The 25,270-nt window shown below is 41.2% G+C and carries 26 protein-coding genes; 13 read left to right on the top strand and 13 right to left on the bottom strand.

Annotated features, from left to right (window positions below):
• Positions 1-20: 20 nt before the first annotated feature.
• Positions 21-896, bottom strand: a complete 876-nt coding sequence (locus tag D9K81_RS09605) for an EamA family transporter (protein ID WP_120373603.1) — start codon at positions 894-896, stop codon at positions 21-23.
• 101 nt (positions 897-997) lie between these two features.
• Positions 998-2,230 carry a phosphoglycerate dehydrogenase gene (gene serA, locus D9K81_RS09600; RefSeq protein ID WP_120373602.1) on the bottom strand — a complete coding sequence of 411 codons (1,233 nt, stop codon included), beginning with the start codon at positions 2,228-2,230 and terminating at the stop codon, positions 998-1,000.
• Between the two features lie 355 nt (positions 2,231-2,585).
• On the opposite strand from serA, the gene D9K81_RS09595 reads away from it, so the two are divergent.
• From D9K81_RS09595 to craA, 5 genes are all read left to right on the top strand, one after another.
• Entirely contained in the window at positions 2,586-3,995 is a 1,410-nt protein-coding gene (locus D9K81_RS09595; RefSeq protein WP_120373601.1) for an FAD-binding oxidoreductase, read from the top strand.
• Between the two features lie 268 nt (positions 3,996-4,263).
• The gene (locus D9K81_RS09590; RefSeq protein ID WP_120373600.1) at positions 4,264-4,644 is read left to right on the top strand and encodes a hypothetical protein; all 381 of its coding nucleotides are present in this window, start codon (positions 4,264-4,266) and stop codon (positions 4,642-4,644) included.
• A gap of 92 nt (positions 4,645-4,736) precedes the next feature.
• The gene (locus D9K81_RS09585; RefSeq protein WP_120373599.1) at positions 4,737-6,101 is read left to right on the top strand and encodes an AbiH family protein; all 1,365 of its coding nucleotides are present in this window, start codon (positions 4,737-4,739) and stop codon (positions 6,099-6,101) included.
• Positions 6,102-6,189: 88 nt separating this feature from the next.
• A complete protein-coding gene (locus tag D9K81_RS09580) occupies positions 6,190-7,068 on the top strand; it encodes a pirin family protein (protein ID WP_120373598.1) in 879 nt (292 codons plus the stop codon).
• A gap of 264 nt (positions 7,069-7,332) precedes the next feature.
• A complete protein-coding gene (craA, locus tag D9K81_RS09575; RefSeq protein ID WP_120373597.1) occupies positions 7,333-8,562 on the top strand; it encodes a chloramphenicol efflux MFS transporter CraA in 1,230 nt (409 codons plus the stop codon).
• 92 nt (positions 8,563-8,654) lie between these two features.
• On the opposite strand, the gene D9K81_RS09570 is transcribed toward craA, so the two are convergent.
• A complete protein-coding gene (locus D9K81_RS09570; RefSeq protein WP_120373596.1) occupies positions 8,655-8,954 on the bottom strand; it encodes a DUF3817 domain-containing protein in 300 nt (99 codons plus the stop codon).
• Positions 8,955-9,111: 157 nt separating this feature from the next.
• Positions 9,112-11,256 (bottom strand): YccS family putative transporter, encoded by a 2,145-nt coding sequence (gene yccS, locus D9K81_RS09565; protein ID WP_120373595.1) that lies wholly within the window; start codon positions 11,254-11,256, stop codon positions 9,112-9,114.
• Between the two features lie 165 nt (positions 11,257-11,421).
• On the opposite strand from yccS, the gene D9K81_RS09560 reads away from it, so the two are divergent.
• Positions 11,422-12,642 carry a DUF2252 family protein gene (locus D9K81_RS09560; RefSeq protein WP_120373594.1) on the top strand — a complete coding sequence of 407 codons (1,221 nt, stop codon included), beginning with the start codon at positions 11,422-11,424 and terminating at the stop codon, positions 12,640-12,642.
• A 117-nt stretch (positions 12,643-12,759) separates the two neighbouring features.
• Here D9K81_RS09560 and sodC read toward each other — a convergent pair whose 3' ends face one another.
• The 3 genes from sodC to D9K81_RS09545 all read right to left on the bottom strand — a co-directional run bounded on the left by sodC (position 12,760) and on the right by D9K81_RS09545 (position 15,378).
• Positions 12,760-13,323: a superoxide dismutase family protein gene (gene sodC, locus D9K81_RS09555; RefSeq protein ID WP_120373593.1), complete on the bottom strand. Its 564-nt coding sequence runs from the start codon at positions 13,321-13,323 to the stop codon at positions 12,760-12,762.
• Between the two features lie 161 nt (positions 13,324-13,484).
• Positions 13,485-14,600 (bottom strand): AI-2E family transporter, encoded by a 1,116-nt coding sequence (locus tag D9K81_RS09550; RefSeq protein ID WP_120373592.1) that lies wholly within the window; start codon positions 14,598-14,600, stop codon positions 13,485-13,487.
• 133 nt (positions 14,601-14,733) lie between these two features.
• Positions 14,734-15,378, bottom strand: a complete 645-nt coding sequence (locus D9K81_RS09545) for a ParA family protein (protein ID WP_120373591.1) — start codon at positions 15,376-15,378, stop codon at positions 14,734-14,736.
• Between the two features lie 115 nt (positions 15,379-15,493).
• Between D9K81_RS09545 and D9K81_RS09540 the strand changes: the two genes are divergently transcribed.
• Positions 15,494-15,961 carry a Holliday junction resolvase-like protein gene (locus tag D9K81_RS09540; RefSeq protein ID WP_120373590.1) on the top strand — a complete coding sequence of 156 codons (468 nt, stop codon included), beginning with the start codon at positions 15,494-15,496 and terminating at the stop codon, positions 15,959-15,961.
• A 59-nt stretch (positions 15,962-16,020) separates the two neighbouring features.
• On the top strand, positions 16,021-16,614 hold the full coding sequence (locus D9K81_RS09535; protein ID WP_120373589.1) for a hypothetical protein: 594 nt from the start codon (positions 16,021-16,023) through the stop codon (positions 16,612-16,614).
• 26 nt (positions 16,615-16,640) lie between these two features.
• On the opposite strand, the gene D9K81_RS09530 is transcribed toward D9K81_RS09535, so the two are convergent.
• Positions 16,641-17,264, bottom strand: a complete 624-nt coding sequence (locus D9K81_RS09530) for a class I SAM-dependent methyltransferase (RefSeq protein WP_120373588.1) — start codon at positions 17,262-17,264, stop codon at positions 16,641-16,643.
• A gap of 291 nt (positions 17,265-17,555) precedes the next feature.
• On the opposite strand from D9K81_RS09530, the gene D9K81_RS09525 reads away from it, so the two are divergent.
• Positions 17,556-18,113, top strand: a complete 558-nt coding sequence (locus D9K81_RS09525) for a hypothetical protein (RefSeq protein ID WP_407923628.1) — start codon at positions 17,556-17,558, stop codon at positions 18,111-18,113.
• Between the two features lie 18 nt (positions 18,114-18,131).
• Positions 18,132-18,542: a protease inhibitor I42 family protein gene (locus tag D9K81_RS09520; protein ID WP_120373587.1), complete on the top strand. Its 411-nt coding sequence runs from the start codon at positions 18,132-18,134 to the stop codon at positions 18,540-18,542.
• Positions 18,543-18,653: 111 nt separating this feature from the next.
• Here the strand turns inward: D9K81_RS09520 and D9K81_RS09515 are convergent, their stop codons facing one another.
• The gene (locus D9K81_RS09515) at positions 18,654-18,986 is read right to left on the bottom strand and encodes a HopJ type III effector protein (RefSeq protein WP_120373586.1); all 333 of its coding nucleotides are present in this window, start codon (positions 18,984-18,986) and stop codon (positions 18,654-18,656) included.
• A 171-nt stretch (positions 18,987-19,157) separates the two neighbouring features.
• Between D9K81_RS09515 and crcB the strand changes: the two genes are divergently transcribed.
• On the top strand, positions 19,158-19,535 hold the full coding sequence (gene crcB / locus D9K81_RS09510; protein ID WP_120373585.1) for a fluoride efflux transporter CrcB: 378 nt from the start codon (positions 19,158-19,160) through the stop codon (positions 19,533-19,535).
• A gap of 102 nt (positions 19,536-19,637) precedes the next feature.
• Here crcB and D9K81_RS09505 read toward each other — a convergent pair whose 3' ends face one another.
• Entirely contained in the window at positions 19,638-19,892 is a 255-nt protein-coding gene (locus tag D9K81_RS09505) for a type B 50S ribosomal protein L31 (RefSeq protein WP_120373584.1), read from the bottom strand.
• A gap of 196 nt (positions 19,893-20,088) precedes the next feature.
• Positions 20,089-21,387, bottom strand: a complete 1,299-nt coding sequence (locus D9K81_RS09500; protein WP_120373583.1) for an ABC1 kinase family protein — start codon at positions 21,385-21,387, stop codon at positions 20,089-20,091.
• 305 nt (positions 21,388-21,692) lie between these two features.
• Between D9K81_RS09500 and D9K81_RS09495 the strand changes: the two genes are divergently transcribed.
• The gene (locus D9K81_RS09495; RefSeq protein ID WP_120373582.1) at positions 21,693-21,902 is read left to right on the top strand and encodes a DUF1737 domain-containing protein; all 210 of its coding nucleotides are present in this window, start codon (positions 21,693-21,695) and stop codon (positions 21,900-21,902) included.
• A 55-nt stretch (positions 21,903-21,957) separates the two neighbouring features.
• Here the strand turns inward: D9K81_RS09495 and D9K81_RS09490 are convergent, their stop codons facing one another.
• Positions 21,958-23,253 (bottom strand): MATE family efflux transporter, encoded by a 1,296-nt coding sequence (locus D9K81_RS09490; RefSeq protein ID WP_120373765.1) that lies wholly within the window; start codon positions 23,251-23,253, stop codon positions 21,958-21,960.
• A gap of 90 nt (positions 23,254-23,343) precedes the next feature.
• Positions 23,344-23,802, bottom strand: a complete 459-nt coding sequence (locus tag D9K81_RS09485; RefSeq protein ID WP_120373581.1) for a DMT family transporter — start codon at positions 23,800-23,802, stop codon at positions 23,344-23,346.
• Positions 23,803-23,927: 125 nt separating this feature from the next.
• Between D9K81_RS09485 and hemW the strand changes: the two genes are divergently transcribed.
• Positions 23,928-25,085 carry a radical SAM family heme chaperone HemW gene (gene hemW / locus D9K81_RS09480; RefSeq protein ID WP_120373580.1) on the top strand — a complete coding sequence of 386 codons (1,158 nt, stop codon included), beginning with the start codon at positions 23,928-23,930 and terminating at the stop codon, positions 25,083-25,085.
• Positions 25,086-25,270 lie beyond the last annotated feature (185 nt).

Genomic DNA, 25,270 nt, shown 5'->3' with positions numbered 1-25,270 from the left:
TTTTGCATTATGAAAGCTGGTTATTTCTTTTGCTGTTTGGCTTGCTGGGTGGTAAATGTACAGCCCATAGATGCACTAATAATGACAGCAAGAGCGAACCATTGTGTCCACAGTAATTGTTCACCCAAAAATACAAAGCCAGACAAGGCCGCAATGGCAGGCTCTAAGCTCATGAGCGTACCAAAACTTAAAGCCGATAAGTTACGTAAAGCCATCATCTCTAAGCTAAATGGTAAGGCACTAGCCAATACCGCTAAAGCGATAAAATAAACAAAATTTGAGGGTTCAAACACCTGTGCGGGCATTCCCAAAAACAGTGCAATGGGCATGAGGCAAAGCATGCCAACAAACATACCAAGGCATACCGTATGGTTACCAGATACGCCAGATGGACGCTGGCCCGCAATAATATACAACGCCCAACATGCGCCAGCACCTAAAGCAAATGCAAGGCCAATCGGATCAAGGCTTTGACTGGCCTGATCAAAAGGAAACAGTAGCACCAAGCCCAATATTGCGAGACTGACCCAGATAAAATCATACTTTTGCCGTGCATGAAATAATGCAACACTGAGTGGGCCAATAAATTCAAAGGCCACAGCAATGCCAAGAGGGATACGTTCAATCGACAGATAAAACAGCGCGTTCATACCTGCGAGTGCTAGGCCGTAGCTGATAATGGCCTTCCAGCGGATGTGCTGAATATTAATTTGCCAAATTTTAAAAATCACAGCCAAGATCAATGAACCCAGCAATAGACGAAGAGCGGAAATCGTCATGATAGGAAATTGATGGATTAAGATTTTGGCCAACGCACCACTACTTTGCATGCTGCTCATCGCAATGAGCAACAAGATCAGGGCAAGCAAGTGAGGGCGGTTATTTAAATGAGACATGGGCTAAATTTGTTTTGATGATTCACATAGCGGATAGATAGTGAATCATAGCAAATAAAAAACCACAGCTCGAAAGCTGTGGTTTTAACACGACCGTTAAATTAGAACAATACGCGTACGCGGATTGTGCCTTCAACTTCATGCAATGTATCAAGTGCTTCTTGAGAAGCAGTTGCGTCAACATCCATTACTAGGTAGCCAACATCACCTTTAGTCATTAAAGACTGACCAGAAATGTTGATGCCATGCTCTGCAAACAAGTTGTTAATTTTAGACAACACGCCAGGCACGTTTTTATGAATGTGAAGTAAACGGTGTTTACCTTCAGTCAACGGAAGTGCGATTTCTGGGAAGTTCACCGCAGATAAAGTCATACCTTTATCTGAGTAAGCTACGAATTTTTCACCCACTTCTAAACCAATATTTGCTTGCGCTTCGATGGTTGAACCACCTACGTGCGGCGTCAAAATCACGTTTGGAATGTTACGTAGTGGAGAAACAAATTCTTCACCATTCGCTTTAGGCTCTTTCGGGAATACGTCAACTGCAGCACCTGCAAGATGACCCGATTTAAGCGCATCAGCAAGATCTTCAATCACAACACAAGTACCACGTGCAGCATTGATGAAGATTGAACCTTCTTTCATTTGTGCAAATTGTTCTTTGGTCATGAAGTTACGTGTAGACGGAACATCTGGAACATGAAGAGATACAACATCTGCATTTGCAAGAAGTTCACCAAATGAACCCACTTGACGTGCATTACCTAAAGGTAATTTTGTTACCGTATCAAAGTAGATCACTTTCATACCCAAGCTTTCAGCAAGGACAGAAAGTTGAGAACCGATTGAACCGTAACCCACGATACCTAGAGTCTTACCACGAGTTTCAAACGAACCTACAGCAGATTTGTTCCAACCGCCTGCGTGTGTATCTGTAGATTTTTCAGGTACACGACGAAGAAGAAGAATCGCTTCAGCAAGTACAAGTTCAGCCACTGAACGAGTATTTGAGTATGGTGCGTTGAATACTGGAATACCGCGAGTCATCGCAGCGTTCAAGTTCACTTGGTTTGTACCAATACAGAAACAACCCACAGCAATTAGTTTGTTCGCAGCTTCAAACACTTCTTCAGTGAGTTGTGTACGCGAACGAATACCAATGAAGTGCGCATCTTTGATCGCTTCTTTCAGCGCATCACCCTCAAGCGCTGTTTTGCGGTAATCAATGTTTGTGTATCCGGCAGCATTTAATGTGTCGATTGCGTTTTGGTGAACGCCTTCTAACAACAAGAAACGAATTTTATCTTTAGGCAAAGAAAGATGTTGGCTCATTACGGCTCCGCTACAAAGGCCAAATTTAGTGCGCATATCATAGCATAGCAATTAGGGCTATATACATTTCCTTTCTGACGCTACAATCGTCTATTTGGGTAAATTTGCCGTCATTAATTGTCGTTACTGGTCTAATTAACTGTGTAATTTACAAAGTGACATTTACAAAATGCTGATTTCTGCGGGTTTCCGTTCAAAAATGCCTTATAATATGGCTTCGTGAAAAGCACCGACGCCGTATTGCCGGTTAAATCTTCACAATGTGTCTACGCTTTATTCAGCTTAAATTTGCTAGACAGCGAATAAATCGAGGCACCGAACACCACTTGTTTAATCCTTGCAAGGTCTGAAAACGATGAATGCTCCAGTCGCTTTAACCCCAGAGTTATTGACCCAATTGACCGCTATTGTTGGCGAAAATCGCATTAAAACAGATGCAGATAGTCTCGAAAATTGGGGACGTGACCATACTAAGCACTTCGATCCAAATCCATCGGTTATCGTTTTTCCATCAACGACTGAGCAAGTGCAAGCGATTGTAAAACTTGCGAACCAATTTAATGTTGCGATCACACCAAGTGGCGGTCGTACAGGTTTATCAGCAGGTGCTGTGGCTGCCAACGGTGAAATCGTAGTCAGCATGGACAAGATGAACCAAATTTTAGAATTCTTCCCAGCTGACCGTATGGTACGCGTGCAAGCAGGCGTGGTGACTGAACAACTGCAAAACTATGCTGAAGAGCAAGGGATGTATTACCCAGTCGATTTCGCATCTGCGGGTTCAAGTCAGATTGGCGGTAACATTGGTACCAATGCTGGCGGTATTAAAGTGATTAAATACGGCATGACACGTAACTGGGTGTTGGGCCTAACTGTTGTGACGGGTAAAGGTGACATCCTTCGCTTGAACAAAGGCATGATCAAAAATGCAACGGGTTACGCACTTCAACACTTATTTATTGGTGGTGAAGGTACACTTGGTTTAGTGACCGAAGCGGAAATTAAACTTGAGCGTCAGCCACAAGACCTACAAGTGATGGTACTAGGCGTACCTGATTTTGATGCTGTAATGCCTGTACTGCATGCCTTCCAAGCGAAAATTGACTTAACTGCATTTGAGTTCTTTGGCGAAGTGGCTATGCAAAAAGTGCTTGCCAATGGTCATGTACAACGTCCGTTTGAAACAGAATGCCTGTTCTATGTGCTACTAGAATTTGAAGCACCTTTTGAGCCAATTATGGACAAGGCGATGGAAATTTTTGAGCATTGTATGGAACAAGGTTGGGTACACGATGGCGTAATGAGCCAAAGCCTAGACCAAGTGCATAGCTTATGGCGTTTGCGTGAAGATATTTCTGAATCAATTGCACCGTTTACGCCGTACAAAAATGACATTTCTGTGTTGATTACGCACGTACCTGCATTTATTAAAGAAATTGATGCAATTGTGGCAGATAACTACCCAGACTTTGAAATTTGCTGGTTCGGTCATATTGGTGATGGTAACTTGCACTTAAATATTTTAAAACCTGAGAATTTAACTAAAGACGAATTCTTTGGTAAATGCCAAGTGGTGAACAAGTACGTGTTTGAAACTGTGAAAAAATACGACGGTTCAATCTCTGCTGAGCATGGTGTGGGCATGACCAAAAAACCGTATTTGGACTACACACGTTCTGCCGAAGAAATTGAATATATGAAAGCCTTGAAAAAAGTATTCGATCCGCAAGGCATTATGAACCCAGGTAAATTGTTTGATCTTTAATTTTTTAAAGACTGTATAAGACGCACCTTCGGGTGCGTTTTTTTATGCAATGAGGGAGCCTATTTTTTTCGAAAATTTATAACAATGTATTTAAAATCAAATTCCTATTGGAATAAGGAACGGGTAGCATCCTTGTCGCACTCACTATCCTGCATTGTCTAAACACAACATTGGGGTTACGTGGAGAAGCTTACATTTACCAAATAGAGTAAGCGGGTAGAACAAGGCATTATGCGTTGTATTGATGTTTGTTGATTAGGACATAAAGATGAAAGCAACACTGATGACAGCTACAGCTGTATGTGCGCTGATATTTACGGGGTGTGCGACCACACAAAAAATTGCCAATAAAGTGAATTTGGGTGGTTCGGATACGCCATTGGCACAGGTATTAAAAGAACGTGATGATTTGCGTAAGGAATTAAGTACGGTTGAAATCCGTCAATATTTTAACCGTGTAGAGTCGCCAACGGCTGCAGAAGTGAAAGTGACTGAAACGGGTTTATTGGATGATTCTGTAAAATCTGTACGTACAGTTTATCGTTTTAAAAATGTAGAAGGGCAGTGGAATAAAGTGGGTACGTCTAAAGAGTACCAATGCTACCGCGGTAAAAATACCAAGACCTTTCAAACAGCAAAATGCCCTTGATAAATCTTTGATTTATGGTTGAAATTTAGGCGTATATGCCTCATAAACAGCGTATCAGTTGATGCGCTTTTTTATTGGGGTTTATAAGAACAATGAATATTTTGATCGTGGGGAATGGTTTTGATTTGTCGCACTGGTTACCGACAAAATATGATCATCTTATGGATGTAATGAGTGCAATTGAAAAATCAAAAAGTGATTTAATGAGTTTTGATGAATTGTTTTCAGAATGTAGAGAAGACCGGTTTATTGGTAAAACAAAGGAGTATTATTTAACAGACAATATTGTTATAGAGAGTGAACAACTCTCACATATCAGAATTTTATTAAAAGAAAATTGTTGGTATCAATATTTTAAAAATCATGTTCAAGAAATTAGAACATGGATTGACTTTGAACAAAAAATTGAAAGCGTGTTGAAATTAGCTACTAAAAAAGTAATTGAAATAGAGAGTCTTGAAAATAATGAGGCGATTCACATTTACTTAAATGGCAATAACACATCTAAAGCTTTAATTAACGCAAAAGACTTAAAAAAATTAAATTTCTTTGAGTTTTCGTGTAAAGAGAATATGTCAATAGTACGTTCCAGACATTTAATTTCTGGAAAACCTTTGCAAACTAGTACAGATGTATTTTTAAATATTAATAAGAAATTTTGTTATGGTGGTGAGGTTGAAAATGGATTTGATCCATCAACTTTTCTAGATTTTCTCAACAATCAATTAGAAAGTTTTATAGTCATTTTTGATTTGTACTTAGACTTGATTATCTTTCAATTAGCTCCTGCTGGTACCTTTGATATCAAATCAAAAGATTGGATTGAGCCTGATAAAATTTTCTCTTTTAATTATACGAATACATATCAACGTATTTATGATTCTATAATTGTTGATTACTTACATGGGAGTCATGGGGAATTTCAAAATATTGTTTTAGGTGTTTCTGATTTAGAAGATGATAACTTAAAAAAATTAAAAGCGTTTGGTTTTACGAAATATCATCAAAAACTCTTCAAAGATACGGATTATCTATTTTTAGATGAATTTAAAAACAAAATATTTAATCAAAGGGAGAAAATTTTAGATGCAACCAATAGGAAAAAAGGTGAAATAAGAAATGCTCATCTTAAAATAATTGAGACTGAAATCCTCGGACTAAATAAAAATAATAATTTAGATCTTAATTTTTATATATGGGGGCATTCACTAGATGTATCTGATAAAGATTACATTATTGATTTATTTAGCTTAAATGATGATATGGACCGAAATGTAAGGGTTACAGTTTATTACTTTGATAAAAATGCAAAATTTGCACTGCTTAATAATTTATTGGCAATTCTAGGAAAAAATAAAGTAGAACAATGGATGAAGAATAAATGGTTAGTCTTTGAGCCTAACCCTGAAGTTCAGTTTATTTCCCAAGGAAACTCAGGTGTAAATCAAGCATCCTAAAACTGCGACACTGAAAACCACTAAGCCTATCGAAACAGCACACTTGATAGGCTAAGATCAAGGCATCAAAAAGAATGCCTACAACAACATGAAAACCCTTGCCTTTATACATAACACCACTACCCAATCTGCTGTAGGTGACTTTGCTCCAGTCACTTCTGTATTTTCCCATTACGAACTGGGGAATACCGTTTCACCATTTTTACTGCTCGACCACTTAGGCCCAGGTCATTTGAAACCGACCCAACTACGCAAAGGGGTAGACGAACACCCACACCGTGGCTTTGAAACCGTCACCATTATGTTTAAAGGCGAACTCGAACATCGTGATACCACAGGTGGTGGTGGCGTGATTTATGCAGGGGATGTGCAGTGGATGACGGCTGCTTCAGGCATACAACATAAAGAAATATTTAGCGAAGCATTTTCTAAAACAGGGGGCGCATTTGAAATGCTCCAGCTGTGGGTCAATTTGCCTGCCAAAGACAAAATGACTGCGCCACGCTATCAAAGCCTAAGCAATGCAAGCATTCCTAAAGTCGCTTTAGCGCATGAAGCTGGTTATGTACGTGTGATTGCAGGTGAGTACGCAGACCATGTTGGGCCAGCGCAAACACATACACCGATGCAGGTATACGATGTGTTTATTCAGCAAGGCCATACAGTACAGTTTCCCGCGCAGTCAGGTGACACCACGCTGATTTATATGCGCTCGGGCCGTGCAAGCTTTCAAGCAGATGAAGAACAACTCGAAGACAACCACTTGGCGGTGATGTCCAGCCTTGGTGAGCAGGTAGAAATTACAGCATTACGTGATTGTTCAATTTTATATTTAAGTGCCACACCCTTAAATGAACCCATTTATGGCCGTGGCTATTTTGTTATGAACACCTATGCAGAAATATTACAAGCTTACGAAGACCTAAAAAATGGCACCTTTATACAGCCCGTAGAGCAAGTTCAATGAAAGAAATAAAGCACTCAAAATACACAAAGCTTAAACTTAAATAAGGTTAAAATAGCCCCATATTGCAATGTTCACTGTTGTTGCAACTCCTGATGATTAAGCGTATTGATTCAACTCTTATTCATCCAGCCATAATTGGGCTTATCTCAAATTCATTTTATTTATTTTAAAAATTTAAACGACTTGGTATTGGCGATCACTATGCATATAGAGATATTTGCAAAAAGCGATTGCCATGCCCAAGCCTTTAATATGTAGAGCATCATGCACAATGTACAAGCGACTAAACTCAGTCGCGCAACTTTTATGTTTCCCTTGGCACTGGTTTTGTTTGAGTTTTCAGTGTACATCGGTAACGACCTTGTACAACCCGCCATGTTGGCCATTACCAAAGAGTTTGGTGTCAGCAGTGCATGGGCACCGTCCTCTATGTCCTTTTATTTGCTAGGTGGGGCATGTGTAGCGGCTATTTTAGGCCCTCTGTCTGACCGTTTGGGCCGTAAAAAAGTGCTGCTGGGCGGTGTGGCATTTTTTACCTTGTGTTGCCTACTTATTTTGCTGACCAATAGCATTGAAAGCTTTTTAACGTTACGCTTTTTACAAGGCTTTGGTTTATCTGTTATTTCTGCGGTGGGTTATGCTGCTATACAAGAAACTTTTGAAGAACGTGATGCTATTAAAGTCATGGCACTGATGGCAAATATTTCTTTGCTTGCACCATTAATAGGGCCAGTGGTTGGGGCATTTTTAATTGATCATGTGTCATGGCATTGGGGTTTTATTGGCATCGCATTTTTAGCCTTTTTAAGTGGTTTTGGTTTAAAAGCCAAAATGCCAACCACCAAGCAAAGTATACCCAAACAGCCTTTCAGCTATATTTGGGATGATTTTAAAAAAGTATTTAAAAATAAGCGTTTTTTAAGTCTAACTTTGGGTCTACCTATGGTGGCAATGCCTTTAATGCTATGGATTGCACTTTCTCCTGTCATGCTCGTGGATGAGCTAGGCTTGAGCAGTATGCAATATGGTTTGGCACAGTTTCCCGTATTAGGGGGACTGATTTTAGGCAATATTGTGCTATTGAAGATTATTGACCGTTTAGCGCTTGGGCGTACGGTATTGTTGGGCTTGCCTATAATGCTACTAGGTACAGCGATTGTGGTGGTTGGAGTGATGTTGCCACAGTATTTTATTTACTGCGTCATTATAGGTATGACCATGGTGAGCTTTGGTGAAGGAATCAGCTTTTCGGTACTGTACCGATTTGCTTTAATGTCTTCAGAAGTGTCAAAAGGTACGGTCGCAGCGGCGGTGTCAGTACTAATGATGTTTAGCTTCTTTGTAGTTATTGAGCTAATTCGTATGCTGTATGAGCAGTTTCATATCTTGGCTTATGGCTTTTCATGCTTGGCACTGATTGTACTGTGGTTTAGTTTTCCACGTCGTGCATTGATGCAAGTTTTACAGGAACGCCGTGAAGCAGGTGAGTTCTAAACTGCATATCTTTAATATCTCAGACAAGGCAAGCTGTAAGTTTTTACCATCATCAGCTTGCCTGAATATCTTAGAGCTGTGCTCAAGTTGAATTAAATCGTGGATTTTTCCTGCGCGAGTTTTTTCACTTTGGCATCAAAAACAAAAGGCCCGAATGGCAAAATGGATGCAACTAAGCCCATTAAAAAAACACTCAGTGACCATTTTTGCTTTTCACACACAATAAACAGCACCGCTAGAAACGCGATAAATAAAACCCCGTGTCCCATACCCACGTATTTTACTAAAATTGGATTGCCCATCATGTACTTAAGGGGCATTGCAACAAACAATAAAAGCAAGAAGGATAGACCTTCTAAAGTACCCACAAGGCGTAAAGTTTGAATATTCATGGTCATAACTAAAATGAGAATGAATCTTGAGTGTACTGAAAAGCGATGGGGAAAACAAAAGTTTATTTTATTAAAATTAATATAAATCAAATACTAATAACCAAGCGTAGTACTTGGTTATAGTAGTTTTAATCGCATTATAAGACATTCAGTTGGGCTATTTAATGTCGCGCCGTAGCAGTTCCGCTCTGAGCGTTAACAGCTCAGGTAGAGTTTCGAGTAATAAGCTGATTTGCTTGAGTACCAGTTGTAAATGGCTGGACAAATTATCCTGTGCATTCAGCTGTTTGACTTCCAAAAGTTTTTGCTGAATCTCATCTGCTGCTAAATCTTGCTGTAGCAACGATTGCGCCAGTGCAGTTTTGCACCACTGTAGTAGCTCGAGTACTTGCGTATCTTGTACTTGTTCGCGGTGGCTTCCCAAAGCAGATACATAACTGAGCTGGCTATGGCTATACACCAGATAACGAAAAGCATAGTGAATGAGCTCTGGGTCAGGGTTTGGTTCTGTACTTAAGCTGGAAATCATGCTGGCCAGTTCGGTTTGGGCATTGTGCGCATCACGCCTTGCATGGCGGTAGCTCATGCTGTTAGTACGGCCACTAATATACTCATCTAGCACAGCATTAAAATACTGAAGCGTGGCCTGTGTGCTTTTTTTGATGGTATTGGAAATATTGCGGAAGTCCCAGTCTGGCCAAATAAAGCTGACAGCAAACCATGCAATGAGGCAGCCTAAAATGGTATCCATAATACGTGGCAAAATAATGGCATAGCCTGCGCCTTTTAAATTAAAAATCAGTAGCACCATGAGGGTCGCCATTAGCGTTGCCATGGCATATTTTTTGGCACTTAAATAGAAAAAGCACACTCCAAAAATAATCACCAATAACAATTGACCTTCGGTACTCGGCACAAAATACAGCACTGGAATGCCGAGCAGTACGCCCAGCACAGTGCCTAAGGTCCGCATCTTCAAGCGACTTTTGGTGGCAAAATAACGCATTTGGCAGACAAATAAACTGGTGAGCAGAATCCAATAGCCATTACGTGCAAAGGGGAGTAGTGAAATGCCGTAGCCAACTGCAAACACAAAGCCAATCCGTACTGCATGGCGGAACAGGGCAGATTGTGGCGTTAAATGCTGTTTTAGCTTTAGCCATAAATCACCAGCGCCATGAATGTCATCATCATATAAATTCAGTTGATCTAACTGCTGAGGGAGCTGTTCTTGCTGGCGACTCAAATCATTTAAATGCGCAAAACGCTCTTGCATACTGTCCAGATTGTTGAGCACCAGTTGTAGATTTTTTACCTCAATATTTTGCGGATTATCTTTCATCCAGTCACGCATAGAGCTGTGCAAATTCTGCAAGGCGGTATCTGCATCAATATTAGGCTGATAGGCTTGATTATTTAAAATGCACTGCGCCAGTTCCTCACAAGCAAGTGCTTGTAGGCGAATATTTTTTTGAATGCGAAAAATCAGGTCGGTACGACTGAAATTAATGTGAATTTGTTCATAATGCAGATAATTGGCACTGACCTGTTCGTGTAGATCCTGCGCCAGAAAATACAATTTTAGCCAGTAAATGGTGTTTTGATTGGCGCGTGAAGCTTTGAGCCGTGTAAGCAAAGAGGCTTTGATACGGTTCAGGCTATCAACCACAGCGCTATTTTGTAGTGGCAAGTCATACAATAGCTCTTCAACATTCGCACGGTTATCTGGATCGAACAATCGTGCTTTGGCATATAACACCGATGCAATCTGCTGAAAACAGCGCGCCAGCTGATCTTGCACTGCGAGTGTCGGCTTAATTAAATAGAACAGAATCGCGGTTGCGCCGTACCATAGTGCGCCTAAAACAAAGGCGCTGGGCTGGAAATACCAATGGGTGTATTCACCAAAGCCAAACATGGTATAAATCGATAGCAAAATCGTGCCGAAAGAAATGGCTGCATAGCGTTGGCCGAGCGCACCCATCAAAATTAGGCAGGCGCTAGACAGCGATAGATATAAGACAAACAGTAGTGGATATGGGTGTAGCGCATCTAAAATGCTACTGACGCTAAAGAATAAAATACACACATAGGCCAAATTACGTAACCGTATGCTGAGCCGGTCATCAAAGTCAGTCAACGCTGTCGCAATTGCGCCAAGTGTTACAGGCACAATTAGCTTTTCCAGCCCGAGAAAATGCAGGCCCAGTGTAGAGCCACTCAGTACAATGAAAATCTGTAGGCAGTAAATCGCTAGTGCATTGGATTTAAAGCGCTGTAGCAAAGAGGGAGGATGATTCACGTTCAATTTTCACCTATTTGGCCATAAGCACAGTGTAGCTTTTTGCTGTCAGGGCTGGAAAATGCTGAGAACATAATCGCAACAGAAAATATTCATTCAGATCTGCATTTTAGAGTGGATTAGATGCAGAATTCTGTAATGACTCAAAAATAATAGACATAAATCATGCCAAAAATAATCAAGAGTGAAATCCGTCAGCCCAAACAGCGTAGCGATGCCCTAATTGAAAAGCGTAATTTAAAAATGGCACGTTCGATTCATGCCTATGTGCGTGGCAATACTGCCAAATACTATGACTGGCTTAAAGCCGCTGAAATCAGCTCGATTCCGCAGGGGCCAGCCGTTTGGATTTGTGGAGATTGTCATACTGGTAATTTAGGGCCAGTGGCCAATGCAGAAGGACAGATTGAAATTGAAATCCGAGATTTGGATCAGACGGTTATTGGTAATCCGGTAAATGATTTGATTCGTTTAGGATTGTCTTTGGCTACGGCGTTACGTAGCTCTGATTTGCCAGGGGTGGTCACGGCGCAAATGGTCGAAGCATTGTACGCGGGGTATGTACATGCGCTGGAAAACGAAGGCCAGCCGACTGATTTGGTCAGCCGTCCACGTGCTGTACATGGGGTGATGCAACAGGCCTATAAGCGTACATGGAAAAGTCTGGCCAAAGAACGCCTGCAAGGGCTAGAGCCAAAAATTGAGCTGGGGCGTAAGTTTTGGCCTTTACTGAAAAAAGAGCATACAGCGATTGAGCAGTTATTTCGTCAGGAGCATGTCAGTGATTTAGTTATGATGATTGGGCAACGCAAAGAGGCAGATTGTATTCACATGCTCGATGCTGCTTATTGGGTCAAAGGCTGTAGTTCATTGGGACTGCTACGCTATATCGTGCTGATGGATACCAATCATCACCATATTAGTGAAGGTAATGATCTGTGCTTGATGGATTTAAAAGAAGCAGCCCGTGCGTTGGCGCCACGTTATTCAGAAGCCACTATGCCTAGAAACAATGCAGAGCGCATTGTCGAAGGCGCACGGCATTTATCGCCTTACTTAGGCAGCCGGATGCGCGCATCTAAATTTTTGGATACTTCCGTGTTTATTCGGGAGCTGATGCCTCAAGATTTGAAACTAGAAATTGAGGGCACCAATGAATTTGAAGCGCGAAATTTAGCGTTTTATCTGGCCTTTGTGGTGGGACGGGCCCATGTAAGACAAATGACGCAAGCTGAACGGAAGTCATGGATTAAAGAACTCAAGCGCGCTCAATCTAAAACGATTGATGCGCCATTTTGGTTGTGGCGTAGTATTGTCGAATTGATGAGTGAGCATGAAGCGGATTACTTAGAGCATTGCAGACGTTATGCCTTAAGAAATCAGTAGAAGTCGCGTTAAAAGGCCGTCTGTTATAAGTGTTACGTGTGTGCATGATCACTGCGGATAAAATCAATCTTATCCACAGTTGTTGCCATCTAGCTTAATTTGTTTTGCAGAGTGTGTTTATTGAATGACACCACAAGCAATTCGATCACCGCCACCGCCGAGTGCTTTGGGTGAATCTGAATAGTTGTCACCACCCGCATGAATCATAATGGCACGGCCTTGTACATCGGCTAATTTTAAACGCGGTGCAACCAGCATGACTTGGGCTGTGCCATCAGCTTGTACATTCAGTACAGGTAAGTCACCTAAATGACCTGTTAACGGTGTACCATGATTTTGCGCTTTATTTGGATTGAAATGACTACCTGCAGCTAAAGCAGCGCCCATTTTTCCATCTTTACTGGCAGGTTCACATGATCCGACTTCATGAATATGAAAACCATGTGGCCCAGCAGGCAATTGGCTGAGCTGTGTATGAAGTACTAATCCTGCGTTGCTATCTTCTAACTGAATGCTTCCAATTGCAGCGCCAATGCCTGTAGGACTCACGGCATTGATGGTGACTTGTTGGCTTGGTGCTTTGCTTTGTACAGGCGGTGTGCTGGTACAACCCAGCATAAATAACGAACTCAATGAGATGCCGAGTAAAATTTTTGTCGTTGTTTTGAAGTTAAAAGTCATGCATGCATCCTTTGTTTTATATGGTCATTGCCTATTGAAACAGAGCTTGACCTGAACTACTACGTAAATTCGGTTTTGCTCTGTAACAAAAAAAGGCAAGGGATGATGCTTGCCTTTAGGTCATTTGTGACGAGATAGCCCAACCTTATGAGCTTGATGGTTTAGTTTTTTAGGTCCGTCTCATCGTTTAAGTCATGTGCCATGGTGGCTTTTGGAACTTGTACAGGTTCAATATTTGCCTCATGTAACCATTCACGCCAAATGGCCAACAATACGGCTAAAATGACAGGGCCAATAAATAATCCCACCATACCAAAGCTTGCAAGACCACCTAATACACCAAACATAATTAATAAGAATGGAATTTGTGTTGCGCCTGAAATAACCAAAGGTCGAATCACGTTGTCTGCTGTGCTCACAATACATACGCCCCATGCCATCACACCAATGGCTTCAATGGTTTGACCTTGTGAAAACAGCCATAACGATACAGAGGTATATGCCACAGGTGGGCCAAATGGAATTAAGGCCAATACAAAGGTAACTAGCGTAAGCAACATCGGGTTAGGCACACCTGCAACAAAGTAGCTAATGCCCGCTAAAGTTGCTTGGGCTACCGCTGTAAGCCCCACGCCATAAACAACCGCCCGTGTGGTATCGGAAATGGTCGCCAAATAATGATGAATACGTGGCCCAATGACTTTTTCTAAAGCACGGCTGGCTTGCCCCAAAATGGTTTGGCCATCACGATAAAAGAAAAATAAAGACATGACCGCAAAACATAATTTAAAAATGTTTTTGCTGACTTCATTAATTAAGGCTTTACCATAATTCAAATGACCCTGAATCCAAATTTGCACGGATTGAATAATACTGTTCGGGTCTGTATTTAAGTCATGTAGAGTACGGTTAATTTCTTTACCAATAATAGGTAATTCACGTACAAATTGTGGTACGTTCAAATGACCTGAAAATACTTGCTTTTGTAATTCATAATATAGATTACGGCCTTCATGTTGTAATAAGAATATTGCAAATATGACGGGTAAGCCAACGACCAGTACCACCAGCAAGATCATCAGTGTGGCACTAAGAGTGGCACGGCCTTTACAGGCATTTAAAATGCGCTGATATAGGGGCCAAGTCATGTACGCAATAATCATGGCCCAAACCACAGGCACAATAAAATATTTTAAGACACTAAAACTTAAAAAGATCAGGACAAAAAACAATCCGAACAATAAGAATTTTTGTAAGGTAGGCGCGTATTGTTGCACTGAGTTCTCAGGTGATTAAAGAGGACATCGTTCATATTAACTGAAAAAAACTACTCGAAAATGAGTATTTACCAATGAAAACCGTTTATTTTCATTTCACTTGATGACGATAGCAGTTTGAAAAACTGAGGCTTTAGAACCAATCACTTTCATCATCAATAATGGCATTTAAAATAGGTTGCCATTGGTTTTGAATTGCAATGTAGTTTTTCTGGGTTTTATCAAACACGCTCAGGCCTTGCATGGCCAATTGACCATAAGCACTACGTTCAGAAATCCATGCAACAGGCTGTTGCTCAATTTTAGCAAAAAAATCTTGAATTTCTTTGGCACTGGAGGCATTCGGTTTTACACGGTTAGCGAGCAGTAAAATTTGCACTTTACCCTTACGAATACGTTTGATGTCTTGTAGATGCTTTAAAAAACGACGTGTTGAATCGATGTCAAAAAATGAGGGTTGTAGCGGGGTAATAATCGTGTGAGCTTCACTAATCAGTTGTTCGGCTTGTTCGCCAGACAACGCACCAGGCGCATCAATAATTAAATATTCGGTGTTTTTAGGGGCGTCACCAATGGATTTTTCATGACGCCAATCAAGGCTTTGAATAGGAGCAACTTGTTCGGGGCGTTGCTTCAGCCATTGCAAAGCTGATTTTTGATTGTCAGCATCGGCCAAAGCGACTTTATAGCCTTTTTGTGCCAGTGCAGAAGCTAAACTGATGGCTGTAATGGTTTTCCCGCATCCGCCTTTTTGATTGGCAACTAAAATTGTTTTCATGACCCAATAATGATTTTATTCTGCTCGGCCCTAGCATATCATTCTTTTGTGCAAAGCATAGGGCAGAAAACGAAAGTTGTATGTGCAGTTTAAGCCATTGAATTAGGAAGAGCAGATGTCGGTTTGGATGGCCATGTTGGTTGGGGTATGTATCGGGGCGGTATTGACCACGCTCATTTTAAGCAACTCGCGCAATGGACGTATTCGAGCAGAGTATGAAAAGTATATTGCAGAATTAGAGCTCGAACATCAGCAGGCCTTAACCCATGCGCAAAAGCGTAGTGTAAATACCAGTCGCGCAGTATTAAAGGGCAAAATGGCGGAACAATTGGCGCCCATTATGCCTGAATTTCAGTACCTTCCAAGCGATGCCAAATTTTTGGGTGATCCTGTAGATTATGTGGTCTTTGATGGTTATACCGACTATCGTGATGGAGATGGTCGTGCAGAAGACATTGAAGTGGTGCTGATTGATATTAAAAGTGGTGGTGCGCGATTAACCAAAGGTCAGCAAGCAATCGCACAAGCAATTGCCGAGGGACGGGTGCGCTTTGAAACCATAAGAATTAACTTTGATGACTGATTTAAAGATACTTTATTATGCGCTGAGTCATATCGTCATGGTGACTGGGAGATAAATGTATGAAGCAGTTGCTGATCGCCTTCACTTGTTTAGCACTGCTGATTTGGGCCTGGAATGAGTATTTTCGAGAAATTCCACATTTGGAACAGCCTGGTGTTGTTAAAAACTTTCAACTAGAAACACGCCGTGAATTTTCTGGGAATTTTACCGTTGCTGGTCAGCGTTTTTATTCAGCCCAAAGAGGTGTTCTTTTCCGTGCATCAGCATGGGTGGGGGAATATAATGATTTGGCTTATCTCAGTAATGTTGATTTATTACTGGTGCAGGGGATGTTGGCTGATCCTCAAAATTTGAAAAAGGTCGAATTTGATCAGCACAGTCGGTGCTATGAGTTTAAGCTCAAGCCCAACTCAGGCTTAACGGTAGAAGAGGTGCGCGCAGATAGCCTGAATGTGAGTGCAATTGCTTCTAATGAGCGAATTACCCGACAACTACGCCGTTTAAAATCAGGTCAGCGTGTTCGGTTACAAGGGCAATATGTCAATGTACAACAACTGAAAACAGGTCAGCGTTTTGTGACGGGTATGAATATACCGCGCCCCAGACCGCAGTGCAGTATAGTCAAAATCACTTATATTCAGAGGTTGTCTTAATTCTATATTTGATTGCTACTGATCAATCAGCTTTTGATCGCCCGTGCCAGTAGCATACGGCGTCCAATCGCTGGAATGCCTTCGGCATCAAAGTAGTGTAATTCAGTAACCTCTAAGTCTGCATTTTTTAAAGCCCGTTCAATATCACGATTTAAATGACAGCCATCGGCCACGCGCTTTTGTAGTGGTGTGAATAGATTTTGCAGGCGCTGAATATGGTGATTTTCATTGTGTAATACATGCTCCACAACATGAAAAGTGCCACCCACTTTCAGCACACGATACACTTCGTCCAAAGCAAGTTCGATATTGGCAATACTGCATAAAGTCCAAGTACAAACTATATGATCTAGGCTTTGATCTGCAAAAGGTAATTTTTCAGCACTGGCTTGTATGTGTTGAACTTCAAAAGGCGTTGCATGCACACGTTGCGCGACCAATTGATAAATTTCGATATTGGGCTCAAGTGCATATACCGTATTGACTGCTTGATAAAAAGCGAGATTCAAGCCTGTACCAAAGCCAATTTCTAGAACCTCACCTTGAATAGGCAAAAGTAGCTCACGGCGTTTATCCATTAAGCTCGGAACTTGCATCACTTGGTTGAGTAAATGTGGAAAAATATGTTGCTGATAAAACTTATAAATCATTATTGCTCTATTATTATGAATGAATTGATGTATTGCCAAGCTTAGTGGAATAACAGGCAAAATATAAGATATACGTCAGTAAAAAAGCAGACTTGTTACCAAGTTACTAATGTTTCTGCTGAATTATTCCTTAATATAGGATTACAACAGAGATGATTAAGCAAGCCTTCAGTTTTAGCTGAGATGCTGATCATTCGTCTATTTGGGCCTGAACTTCAGCTAGAAGGTGTCGGTTGATGGTATCAATTGCAAATGCCTGAATACAGTAATGAAAAAAGAGGTAAACCGATGATGAAAAAGATTTTGCTCAGTACAGTATTGGCTTCAATACTGTTACAAACAGGTGCGCAGGCATCATCGGAATATAATATTGCCAAAGGTTTAGCTCCCGTTGCTCAAGGGCAGTCTATTTCTACATTAAAACCTTTTTATGGTGACTTTCGAATTTTAGGTTCAAAAACTTATACCCATGACGAACAAGCAAAATTTTCCCCAATTGATTATGCGGTAAGTTGGGGATTATTTGCCGAGCCAGAAATTGCGCGACATATTACAGTGAATCAATATGATCGCTATTTAAATTGGCGCATGGATAAAGTGCCCGTACCTGAAAAGCAAGCCATGATGATGGTGTCGAATATGCATATCATCCCATCAAGTCCTGCAATTGCCAAAGAAATTAAAAAAGTAAAACGCGGTGACTTGGTTCGTCTTAAAGGTGATTTAGTGGAAATTAAAGACAAAGATTTGGTTTGGACCTCATCGTTAACCCCAACTGATACAGGGGATGGGGCTTGTGAAGTTTTTCGAGTAGATTCAATTCAATGGATTGAACGCGTTAAAAGTTAGATTTGAGTTGGCATCATCATGAAGTTACAAGCAATGGGTATGGCTTTGGTTTTGGCCTTAGGTTTGGGTGGATGTAGTAGTTTGAGCTCAACAGTCGATGGTAAAAATCACGTTTTTACTGGTAAGCAGAGTTGTCCTGCACTATTAGAAATGGATCGTGGGCAAACGCTAGAAGTGATTTTAGATGAAAACCCAAGCACAGGTTATGTTTGGCGTTTAAGCAAAAGCCCTCAATTATTTAAAGCTGAAGAAATTTTTAAATTAGAAGATACCAAGCAAAATGATACACCTATACTTGGTGTAGGTGGTCAGAAAACATATCGTTTTACTGCACAGCAAGCAGGCGAAGAAGTATTGCATATACAACATGCACGACCTTGGGAAAGCGCCTCTATTGATGAATGGCAGTGCCGCATTCGAGTATCTTGATCCAGTAGAGATTTGTGCGATTGATCTGATATCGTTCAATGCATAAAGCCAGCACGCATGCTGGCTTTATTGTTTTAAAATTAATTGTGCAGGTATGCGATGTGAATGGCCTTATTTTGCAACTAAGGCTTGACCATCAAATTGAATACCATCCCAACCGTTGAGCATAAATTGGCGGATATTTTGGTGATCTGTCGCTTCTGGTGTAGCCAGTACAGATGCATAATGTTCAGCAAATAAACTTAAAGTTTGCGCTTGATCTAAGCCATTTTGCTGTGCAAAAGAAAATACTTTGGCACTGCCTTGGTTTTCATTGGCACCGTTAGCTTGCTGGCCATTTTGAAATGCTGTTGGGGTGTGAACATAACGCGCTTCAATAAATGCAATAACGTCAGCAAATTTTGCTGTGCCTGCTTGAAGTTCTGCCAATAATTGTTGTGCCATGAACGAATCATCCGTAAATAATGTAAATTTAAGCCCTGAGAATATAGCAAGATTTAGCATTTAAATTGAGTACATTTTGATGCCGAATTGAAGTCAACTTTCGGCTATAGTCATAGACATTGCCTGAACATCGTAGGCGAAAATGCCTCAAAAGATAGAGTAGGAACATCCATGAATTGGTTATTGGTCGCCCTTGGAGGTGCAATAGGTGCAAGTTTGCGTTATGGCGCAGGGCTTTGGTTATATAAGCCTAGCGGCATATTTCCTTGGAGCACTTGGGCCATTAATTTACTTGGGTGTTTTATTGCAGGTGTATTTTTTGCACTGACCCAAAAATATCCAGTGTTACAGCAAGAAACCCGTTTGTTTGTCATGGTTGGTATTTTAGGTGGATTCACCACGTTTTCGAGTTTTGGCTTAGAAACCTTTCAATTACTCAAACAGTCGCAAGCCAGCCTTGCTTTAGTTTATGTCGGTTCGAGTGTGCTGTTGGGTGTAGTGTTATTGGCATTGGGTTTTTATCTGTTTCAATGGCTATTGAAAGCCTAAATTGAATGCGTATAGACAAAAAAAGAAGTCTAAGCTGGAGGAGGGTTCTTAGACTTCTTTAATAGTTTTACTTTAAAAGCAAAAGCTTAAAACAATATGAATTTACTGTGAGCGTTTGAAACGCGCAAAGCGTTTATTAAAGCTTGCCACACGGCCTTCATTGCTGGTTTGACGTTGTTCCCCGGTATAAAACGGATGCGATGCACTCGAAATATCTAAGGTGACATAGGGATAGGTCTTACCTTCATATTCACGTGTTTGAGTGCTTTGTAGCGTACTGCCAATCACAAAATATACATCTGCATTGGTATCATGAAACAGCACATCTTGGTATTGAGGATGAATATTCGGACGCATTGTTCTTCTCCTGTTTCAGGTCTTGAATTTATTGTTATGTTATATTATAACATTAATGCCTGCAAGTAGATTTACATTTCTTCACCAATGAGTGCTTTGATGGGGCAATTTCTGCGTATTGTAATAGGTCATAGCAAACTATAAAAAAGCCCGACCGAAGTCAGACTTTTTAAGTTGAATGAAGATCAATCTGCTATTAGGCCACTGGTGGAATTAACTCTTCAAAAATATCATTTAAATTGTCGTTTACTTTTAAATTGATGAGATTCCAGTAATGCCCCGACACGGTACGGTTGACCATAAGTGTATCTGGGGAAGGCTTAAATACATCCCAATATTTTAATGAAGGCTTAATCAGCTCGACACCATCATGATGTGCAGAGTTTTCTGCAAAGTCATATTGTGTAGTGAGCGGACGCATCAGCACTTCTAACCACTCTTTATACAGTGCCTCTGGGAATTTGCCTTTTTCAGCCATAGAGTGCAGTGCATCCAGTTGATTTTCAATCTCTGCAATATTGGAAGCACGTGCCGCACGAATTAAAGCTTTGAATTGTTGCACAGTGTCGTTGGATAATATTTTAACGCCACCAAAGTCATAGATAATGACTGTGCCATCTTCACGAAAGGCGAAGTTGCCCGGATGTGGGTCACAGTGAAAACGTTTTAAAAAGAATATTTCTTGTCCCATGGCACGTAGTAAACGGCGACCCAATTCATTACGCGTCTCTTGTGACCATGTGCTGGCAGTTTCTATGCTTTCGCCTTCTTCTAGGCTTAAAGTTAAAATATGACGTGAAGAATAGTCTTCATACACTTGGGGAATCACAATCTTGCTATCAAGTGCTTCATGGAAAGTGCGTGCAACGGCAAGGTTTTGTGCTTCAATTTGATAGTTTAATTCGTTGTCTAAGCTGTCTTGAATTTCATGAAATAACTGATCTTGAAGTTTACGATCAATTTTTAATACGCCCATTAAGCGTAGTGCAAGCCGAACTTGTTTTAAGTCACTTTCACAAGCTTCATCTACACCTGGATATTGCACCTTGACCACCACGGGCTGACCGTTGGGTAAGGTTGCTTTATGGACTTGACCAATGGAGGCGGCAGCAAAAGGTACTTCGTCAAAGCTTTTAAAAATTTCAAGAATCGGTTTGCCCAGTTCTTTTTCAACTTGCGCTTTAATATCGCTAAAGGGCATAGGCGGTGCTTGACGTTGTAATTTGGCAATCGCCTTTGCCACTTCGGGTGGAAAAATATCTTTATATTGAGAGGCGATCTGTCCTACTTTCATGACCGCACCTTTCATGTCGCCGAGCGTATCGGCAATTTGTACCCCAATATCTTGAAATAATTTGCTACGCGAAGCGTTCTTTTGCTCTTCGTCGGCAGTGAGGTTTTTAATTGAATTTGTAACTGTCTTGCTGGCAATACTTGCAGTCATTCCTGCAAGTTTCATAAAGCGGCGACCGGGGGTGCTAGCCGATTTGGCCATGTGATGCTCCTCAAGATCATCATAAAATATGGTTTTGATCATAGGCGTTAATCAAGGTGTTGCCTACTTTAAAATGTTAAAGCTTTGTGTCTGTTTCAAGGTGATTGTTTTCAATCACCTTGATTTAGGTCGGATTTAGTTAGTAAATGCCTGTTCAAACCAAGGCCAATGTAGCTTTTAGCCTTATGCAGGGGTCATTTGAGCTTTGGTCTAAATCACGCAGTCCGTCACAGTGTTTTAACTCTGACTTACATCTTGCAAGATTAAGCTTAAAATAAGCTGAGTAATCCAGACGAAATTAGGCAATGAAAGTATATAAATATTTAACAGGTAAAGATGATGTGACCTTTTGTGCCCGTGTGACCAAAGCATTAAATGAAGGCTATGAACTTTATGGTTCGCCCACCATGACTTTTAACGGTACAGATGTGATTGTGGGACAAGCGATTATGAAAGAGGCAGATGAAGCTGATGTACCTGAGGGCTTAAAAAAAGCGCTGGCTAGCTTAGATTAAATAAAGCGCCAAGCACAAAAGTCCATACGTCCCGTGGCCGTATGGACCATCAAATTTAAAGCCGTGTGATGCGTTTATTCATAATCATTAAACGGCTAATGAGTAAAATACAGGCAACGGTTAAACCCACAATCAGCCCAATCCATACGCCTGCTGCACCCATATCGGTGAAGCGTGACAAATAAATTCCCACAGGGAAGGCAATAATCCAATAGGCCAGCATGGTAATCCACATTGGGCCTTTAGTATCTTGCATACCACGTAAGCAACCGGCGGCACTCACTTGCCATGCATCCATAAGTTGATAAGCAATCGCAAACAGTACCAAGTACACAGCCAATGCTGCGACATCATAATCGAAGGTATACAGCGAGACGATTTCAGCGCGGAGTAACCAAAGCAGTAGCATGGTAATGAGCGCAAACACGGTCCCTGTTGCCAGTCCAATCACTTGTACACGGCGCATAGATGCCCAATTTTGACTGCCATAATAGGTGCCCACTCGAATGGTGAGTGCAATGGCCAGTGACATTGGAATCATAAATAGCTGTGAAGTAATGGAAATCGCAATTTGATGTGCCGCCACGGTAATTTCTCCCAGTGGACTGAGTACAATCGCTGCGGTACTAAAAATACTCACTTCAAAGAAAATAGCCAAGCCGATCGGAAAACCCAGTGCAAAGATTCGTTTCATCCAGACTGGATCTATTTTTTCCCATAGTGCGAAAGGCTGGGTTTTTTGATAGGCACTGCTTTTGAAAATATACAGTGCCAAAGCAAAGAACATTAGCCATTGTAATATAGCCGTCGCAAAGCCACAGCCTGCAGAGCCTAGTTCAGGTACAGGGCCTAAACCATACATAAAGATAAAGTTGAGTGGCACCAGTACAGCGAGCGCAATTAAGCTAATGGCTGTGACAGGTTTAGGGTAGCCCAAAGCTTCAGAATAACCACGAAGTGCTGCATACATCGTTACAGCAGGCATACCAAAGCCAATCGCATGCAGAAACAGGCTGGCTTTTGGTAAGAGAACTTCAGGCACCCCTAATACAGGCAATAGGAAGGGTGCAGCCTGTAAAATTAGGCAGGCAATAATGCCTAGAATCAATGCAATCCATAACGACTGACGAGCAATGGTGGCAATTTTTTCAGGCGAACGGGCACCATTTGCCTCAGCTACCAACGGTGTAGTAGCAATCATGATGCCACTAAACAGTAGCATAATAGGAATCCAAAGCCCTACGCCCACGGCAATTGCCGCCAAGTCATTGGCAGACAAATGGCCAGCCATAATGGTATCAATCAAACCAAAACCTGCTTGCGCAAATTGGGTGATTAAAATCGGAATCATCAAGCGAAATAGTTGCTTTAATTCAAAGCGGGTTGTTGTGACAGTAGACACAGAACATACTCTTTCTTTGAGGTGCTTAGGTATGAGGTCTTAGCGTTGTAAAGTGAGAAGCACACCAATAAAAATCACCACGCCACCTAAAAGGCGCTGCCAATGAATCGGTGTCTTTTCATTTCCCAGTAGGCCGTATTGGTCGATCAGCATAGAAATGGCAATTTGGCCAAAAATGATCAGGCCAGATAGGCTTAAAAAACCTAATTTGGGCGCCGTATAAATACTGATGCTAATGGCATATACGCCTAAGCATCCACCTAGCCATAAAAACCAAGGAATGTGTAACAGCGTTTCAAGATTGGGTTTTTCGACAGGTTGAAAAAACACCAGGACAGCAAGCGCTATTGTACCTATCAAAAACGATAAAAGGGCAGCTTGTAATGGAGAATACAAATATTCACGTAATTGAGTGTTAAGGGCAGTTTGAATGCTCATGGCGATGCCAATACCCATCGCAAGCGGGAGCAAATACAATAAATGGCTGCTTATTTTCATGTTCTTATCAGCAAATTCATTTTTAATTTAACCAGTCTAGTGTATTCCGATGGAGTTTTCATCAGTACTCTAGTGCAGTCATGTTAAAATACAGGCGACTTTTATTCTCCTTTTGAGCACATTCCTTGGCTGAACTGATCCCTGCAAATATTCCCATGTCTTTATACATTCACATGCCGTGGTGCGTGCGAAAATGTCCATATTGTGACTTTAATTCGCATGCAGTACCCAATGGCGAGTTGTCTTTAGACTTAGAAAAAGAATATTTACAGGCGCTGGTTGAAGACTTTAAAACGCAGACTGATTTTGCCCAAGGCCGTGCGGTACACAGCGTATTTATTGGTGGCGGGACACCTTCGCTGATTTCAGCTAAAGGTTATCAATGGCTGTTTGAGCAGCTCAAATCCATTATTCCATTTGAAGATGGCTGTGAAATTACCTTAGAAGCCAATCCGGGTACGGTCGAACATGATCCATTTGCGGGCTATTTAGAGGCTGGCATTAATCGGCTATCGATAGGCGTACAGAGTTTTAATACGGATCAGCTCAAAAAGTTAGGCCGTATTCATTCTAATGATGATGCGATTTCTGCCATTCAGCATGCTAAAGAAGCGGGCTTTGAACGAGTGAACGTCGACTTGATGCATGGTTTGCCAGAGCAAACAATTGAGCAGGCACTACTAGACTTGAAGTTGGCTGTGGAAAATGGTGCAACACATGTGTCGTGGTATCAGTTAACGATTGAACCGAATACCGTATTTTTCCGTACTCAGCCAATTTTGCCTGTGGATGATGTATTAGAAGATATTCAAGAGCAAGGCGAGGCCTATTTAAAAGCGCAAGGATTTATCAATTATGAAGTTTCGGCTTGGCGTAAAGAAAAACCTTCTGCACACAATGTGAATTACTGGCAGTTTGGCGATTATCTTGCGATTGGTGCAGGTGCGCATGGAAAAGTGACACAGCCCGATGGCGTGTACCGTTATCAGAAAACTCGCTTGCCGAAAGATTATTTAGCCAAAGTACCCGCAGAACATTTGCAGTTTAAAAAAATTGAAGAAGCAGATATGCCATTTGAATTTATGATGAATGCCTTACGCTTGAATCATGGTGTAGATGCGCGCTTGTATCAGGACCGCACGGGATACACCTTAGACAGCTTAAATCCATTGTTACAGTCTCTGCGCGAACGCAAATTGATGGTAAATAATCCTGAGCAATTATCGTGTACTGAGCAAGGCCATATTTTTTTAAACTCAGTGCTTGAAGAGTTTCTTGAATAGCTGAAAATTGAAGCCTTGAATAAAAGAAGAACAGCAATGCTCTCTATCTCTTACATACTTTTTATATTGTTTGTTGAATCAAAATTTTGATTTTATTCACTAAAATATTTAGTAAATAAAATGAAAGCAACAAATACACAACAAAGGCTGTAAGAGAGATTCATTTGCCTGTTTTAAAATATCGT

The organism is Acinetobacter chengduensis, from assembly GCF_003664645.1.
Lineage (GTDB): Bacteria > Pseudomonadota > Gammaproteobacteria > Pseudomonadales > Moraxellaceae > Acinetobacter > Acinetobacter chengduensis.
Note: the sequence above shows the minus strand (reverse complement) of the source record. Positions and strands in the feature narration are given on the sequence as shown.

Bases quoted from the DNA above. Each gene is read 5' to 3' on its own strand.
- D9K81_RS09605 (WP_120373603.1), bottom strand. From the start codon at position 896: ATGTCTCATTTAAATAACCGCCCTCACTTGCTTGCCCTGATCTTGTTG.
- serA (WP_120373602.1), bottom strand. From the start codon at position 2,230: ATGAGCCAACATCTTTCTTTGCCTAAAGATAAAATTCGTTTCTTGTTG.
- D9K81_RS09595 (WP_120373601.1), top strand. From the start codon at position 2,586: ATGAATGCTCCAGTCGCTTTAACCCCAGAGTTATTGACCCAATTGACC.
- D9K81_RS09590 (WP_120373600.1), top strand. From the start codon at position 4,264: ATGAAAGCAACACTGATGACAGCTACAGCTGTATGTGCGCTGATATTT.
- D9K81_RS09585 (WP_120373599.1), top strand. From the start codon at position 4,737: ATGAATATTTTGATCGTGGGGAATGGTTTTGATTTGTCGCACTGGTTA.
- D9K81_RS09580 (WP_120373598.1), top strand. From the start codon at position 6,190: ATGAAAACCCTTGCCTTTATACATAACACCACTACCCAATCTGCTGTA.
- craA (WP_120373597.1), top strand. From the start codon at position 7,333: ATGCACAATGTACAAGCGACTAAACTCAGTCGCGCAACTTTTATGTTT.
- D9K81_RS09570 (WP_120373596.1), bottom strand. From the start codon at position 8,954: ATGAATATTCAAACTTTACGCCTTGTGGGTACTTTAGAAGGTCTATCC.
- D9K81_RS09560 (WP_120373594.1), top strand. From the start codon at position 11,422: ATGCCAAAAATAATCAAGAGTGAAATCCGTCAGCCCAAACAGCGTAGC.
- sodC (WP_120373593.1), bottom strand. From the start codon at position 13,323: ATGACTTTTAACTTCAAAACAACGACAAAAATTTTACTCGGCATCTCA.
- D9K81_RS09545 (WP_120373591.1), bottom strand. From the start codon at position 15,378: ATGAAAACAATTTTAGTTGCCAATCAAAAAGGCGGATGCGGGAAAACC.
- D9K81_RS09540 (WP_120373590.1), top strand. From the start codon at position 15,494: ATGTCGGTTTGGATGGCCATGTTGGTTGGGGTATGTATCGGGGCGGTA.
- D9K81_RS09535 (WP_120373589.1), top strand. From the start codon at position 16,021: ATGAAGCAGTTGCTGATCGCCTTCACTTGTTTAGCACTGCTGATTTGG.
- D9K81_RS09530 (WP_120373588.1), bottom strand. From the start codon at position 17,264: ATGATTTATAAGTTTTATCAGCAACATATTTTTCCACATTTACTCAAC.
- D9K81_RS09525 (WP_407923628.1), top strand. From the start codon at position 17,556: ATGAAAAAGATTTTGCTCAGTACAGTATTGGCTTCAATACTGTTACAA.
- D9K81_RS09520 (WP_120373587.1), top strand. From the start codon at position 18,132: ATGAAGTTACAAGCAATGGGTATGGCTTTGGTTTTGGCCTTAGGTTTG.
- D9K81_RS09515 (WP_120373586.1), bottom strand. From the start codon at position 18,986: ATGGCACAACAATTATTGGCAGAACTTCAAGCAGGCACAGCAAAATTT.
- crcB (WP_120373585.1), top strand. From the start codon at position 19,158: ATGAATTGGTTATTGGTCGCCCTTGGAGGTGCAATAGGTGCAAGTTTG.
- D9K81_RS09505 (WP_120373584.1), bottom strand. From the start codon at position 19,892: ATGCGTCCGAATATTCATCCTCAATACCAAGATGTGCTGTTTCATGAT.
- D9K81_RS09500 (WP_120373583.1), bottom strand. From the start codon at position 21,387: ATGGCCAAATCGGCTAGCACCCCCGGTCGCCGCTTTATGAAACTTGCA.
- D9K81_RS09495 (WP_120373582.1), top strand. From the start codon at position 21,693: ATGAAAGTATATAAATATTTAACAGGTAAAGATGATGTGACCTTTTGT.
- D9K81_RS09490 (WP_120373765.1), bottom strand. From the start codon at position 23,253: ATGATTCCGATTTTAATCACCCAATTTGCGCAAGCAGGTTTTGGTTTG.
- D9K81_RS09485 (WP_120373581.1), bottom strand. From the start codon at position 23,802: ATGAAAATAAGCAGCCATTTATTGTATTTGCTCCCGCTTGCGATGGGT.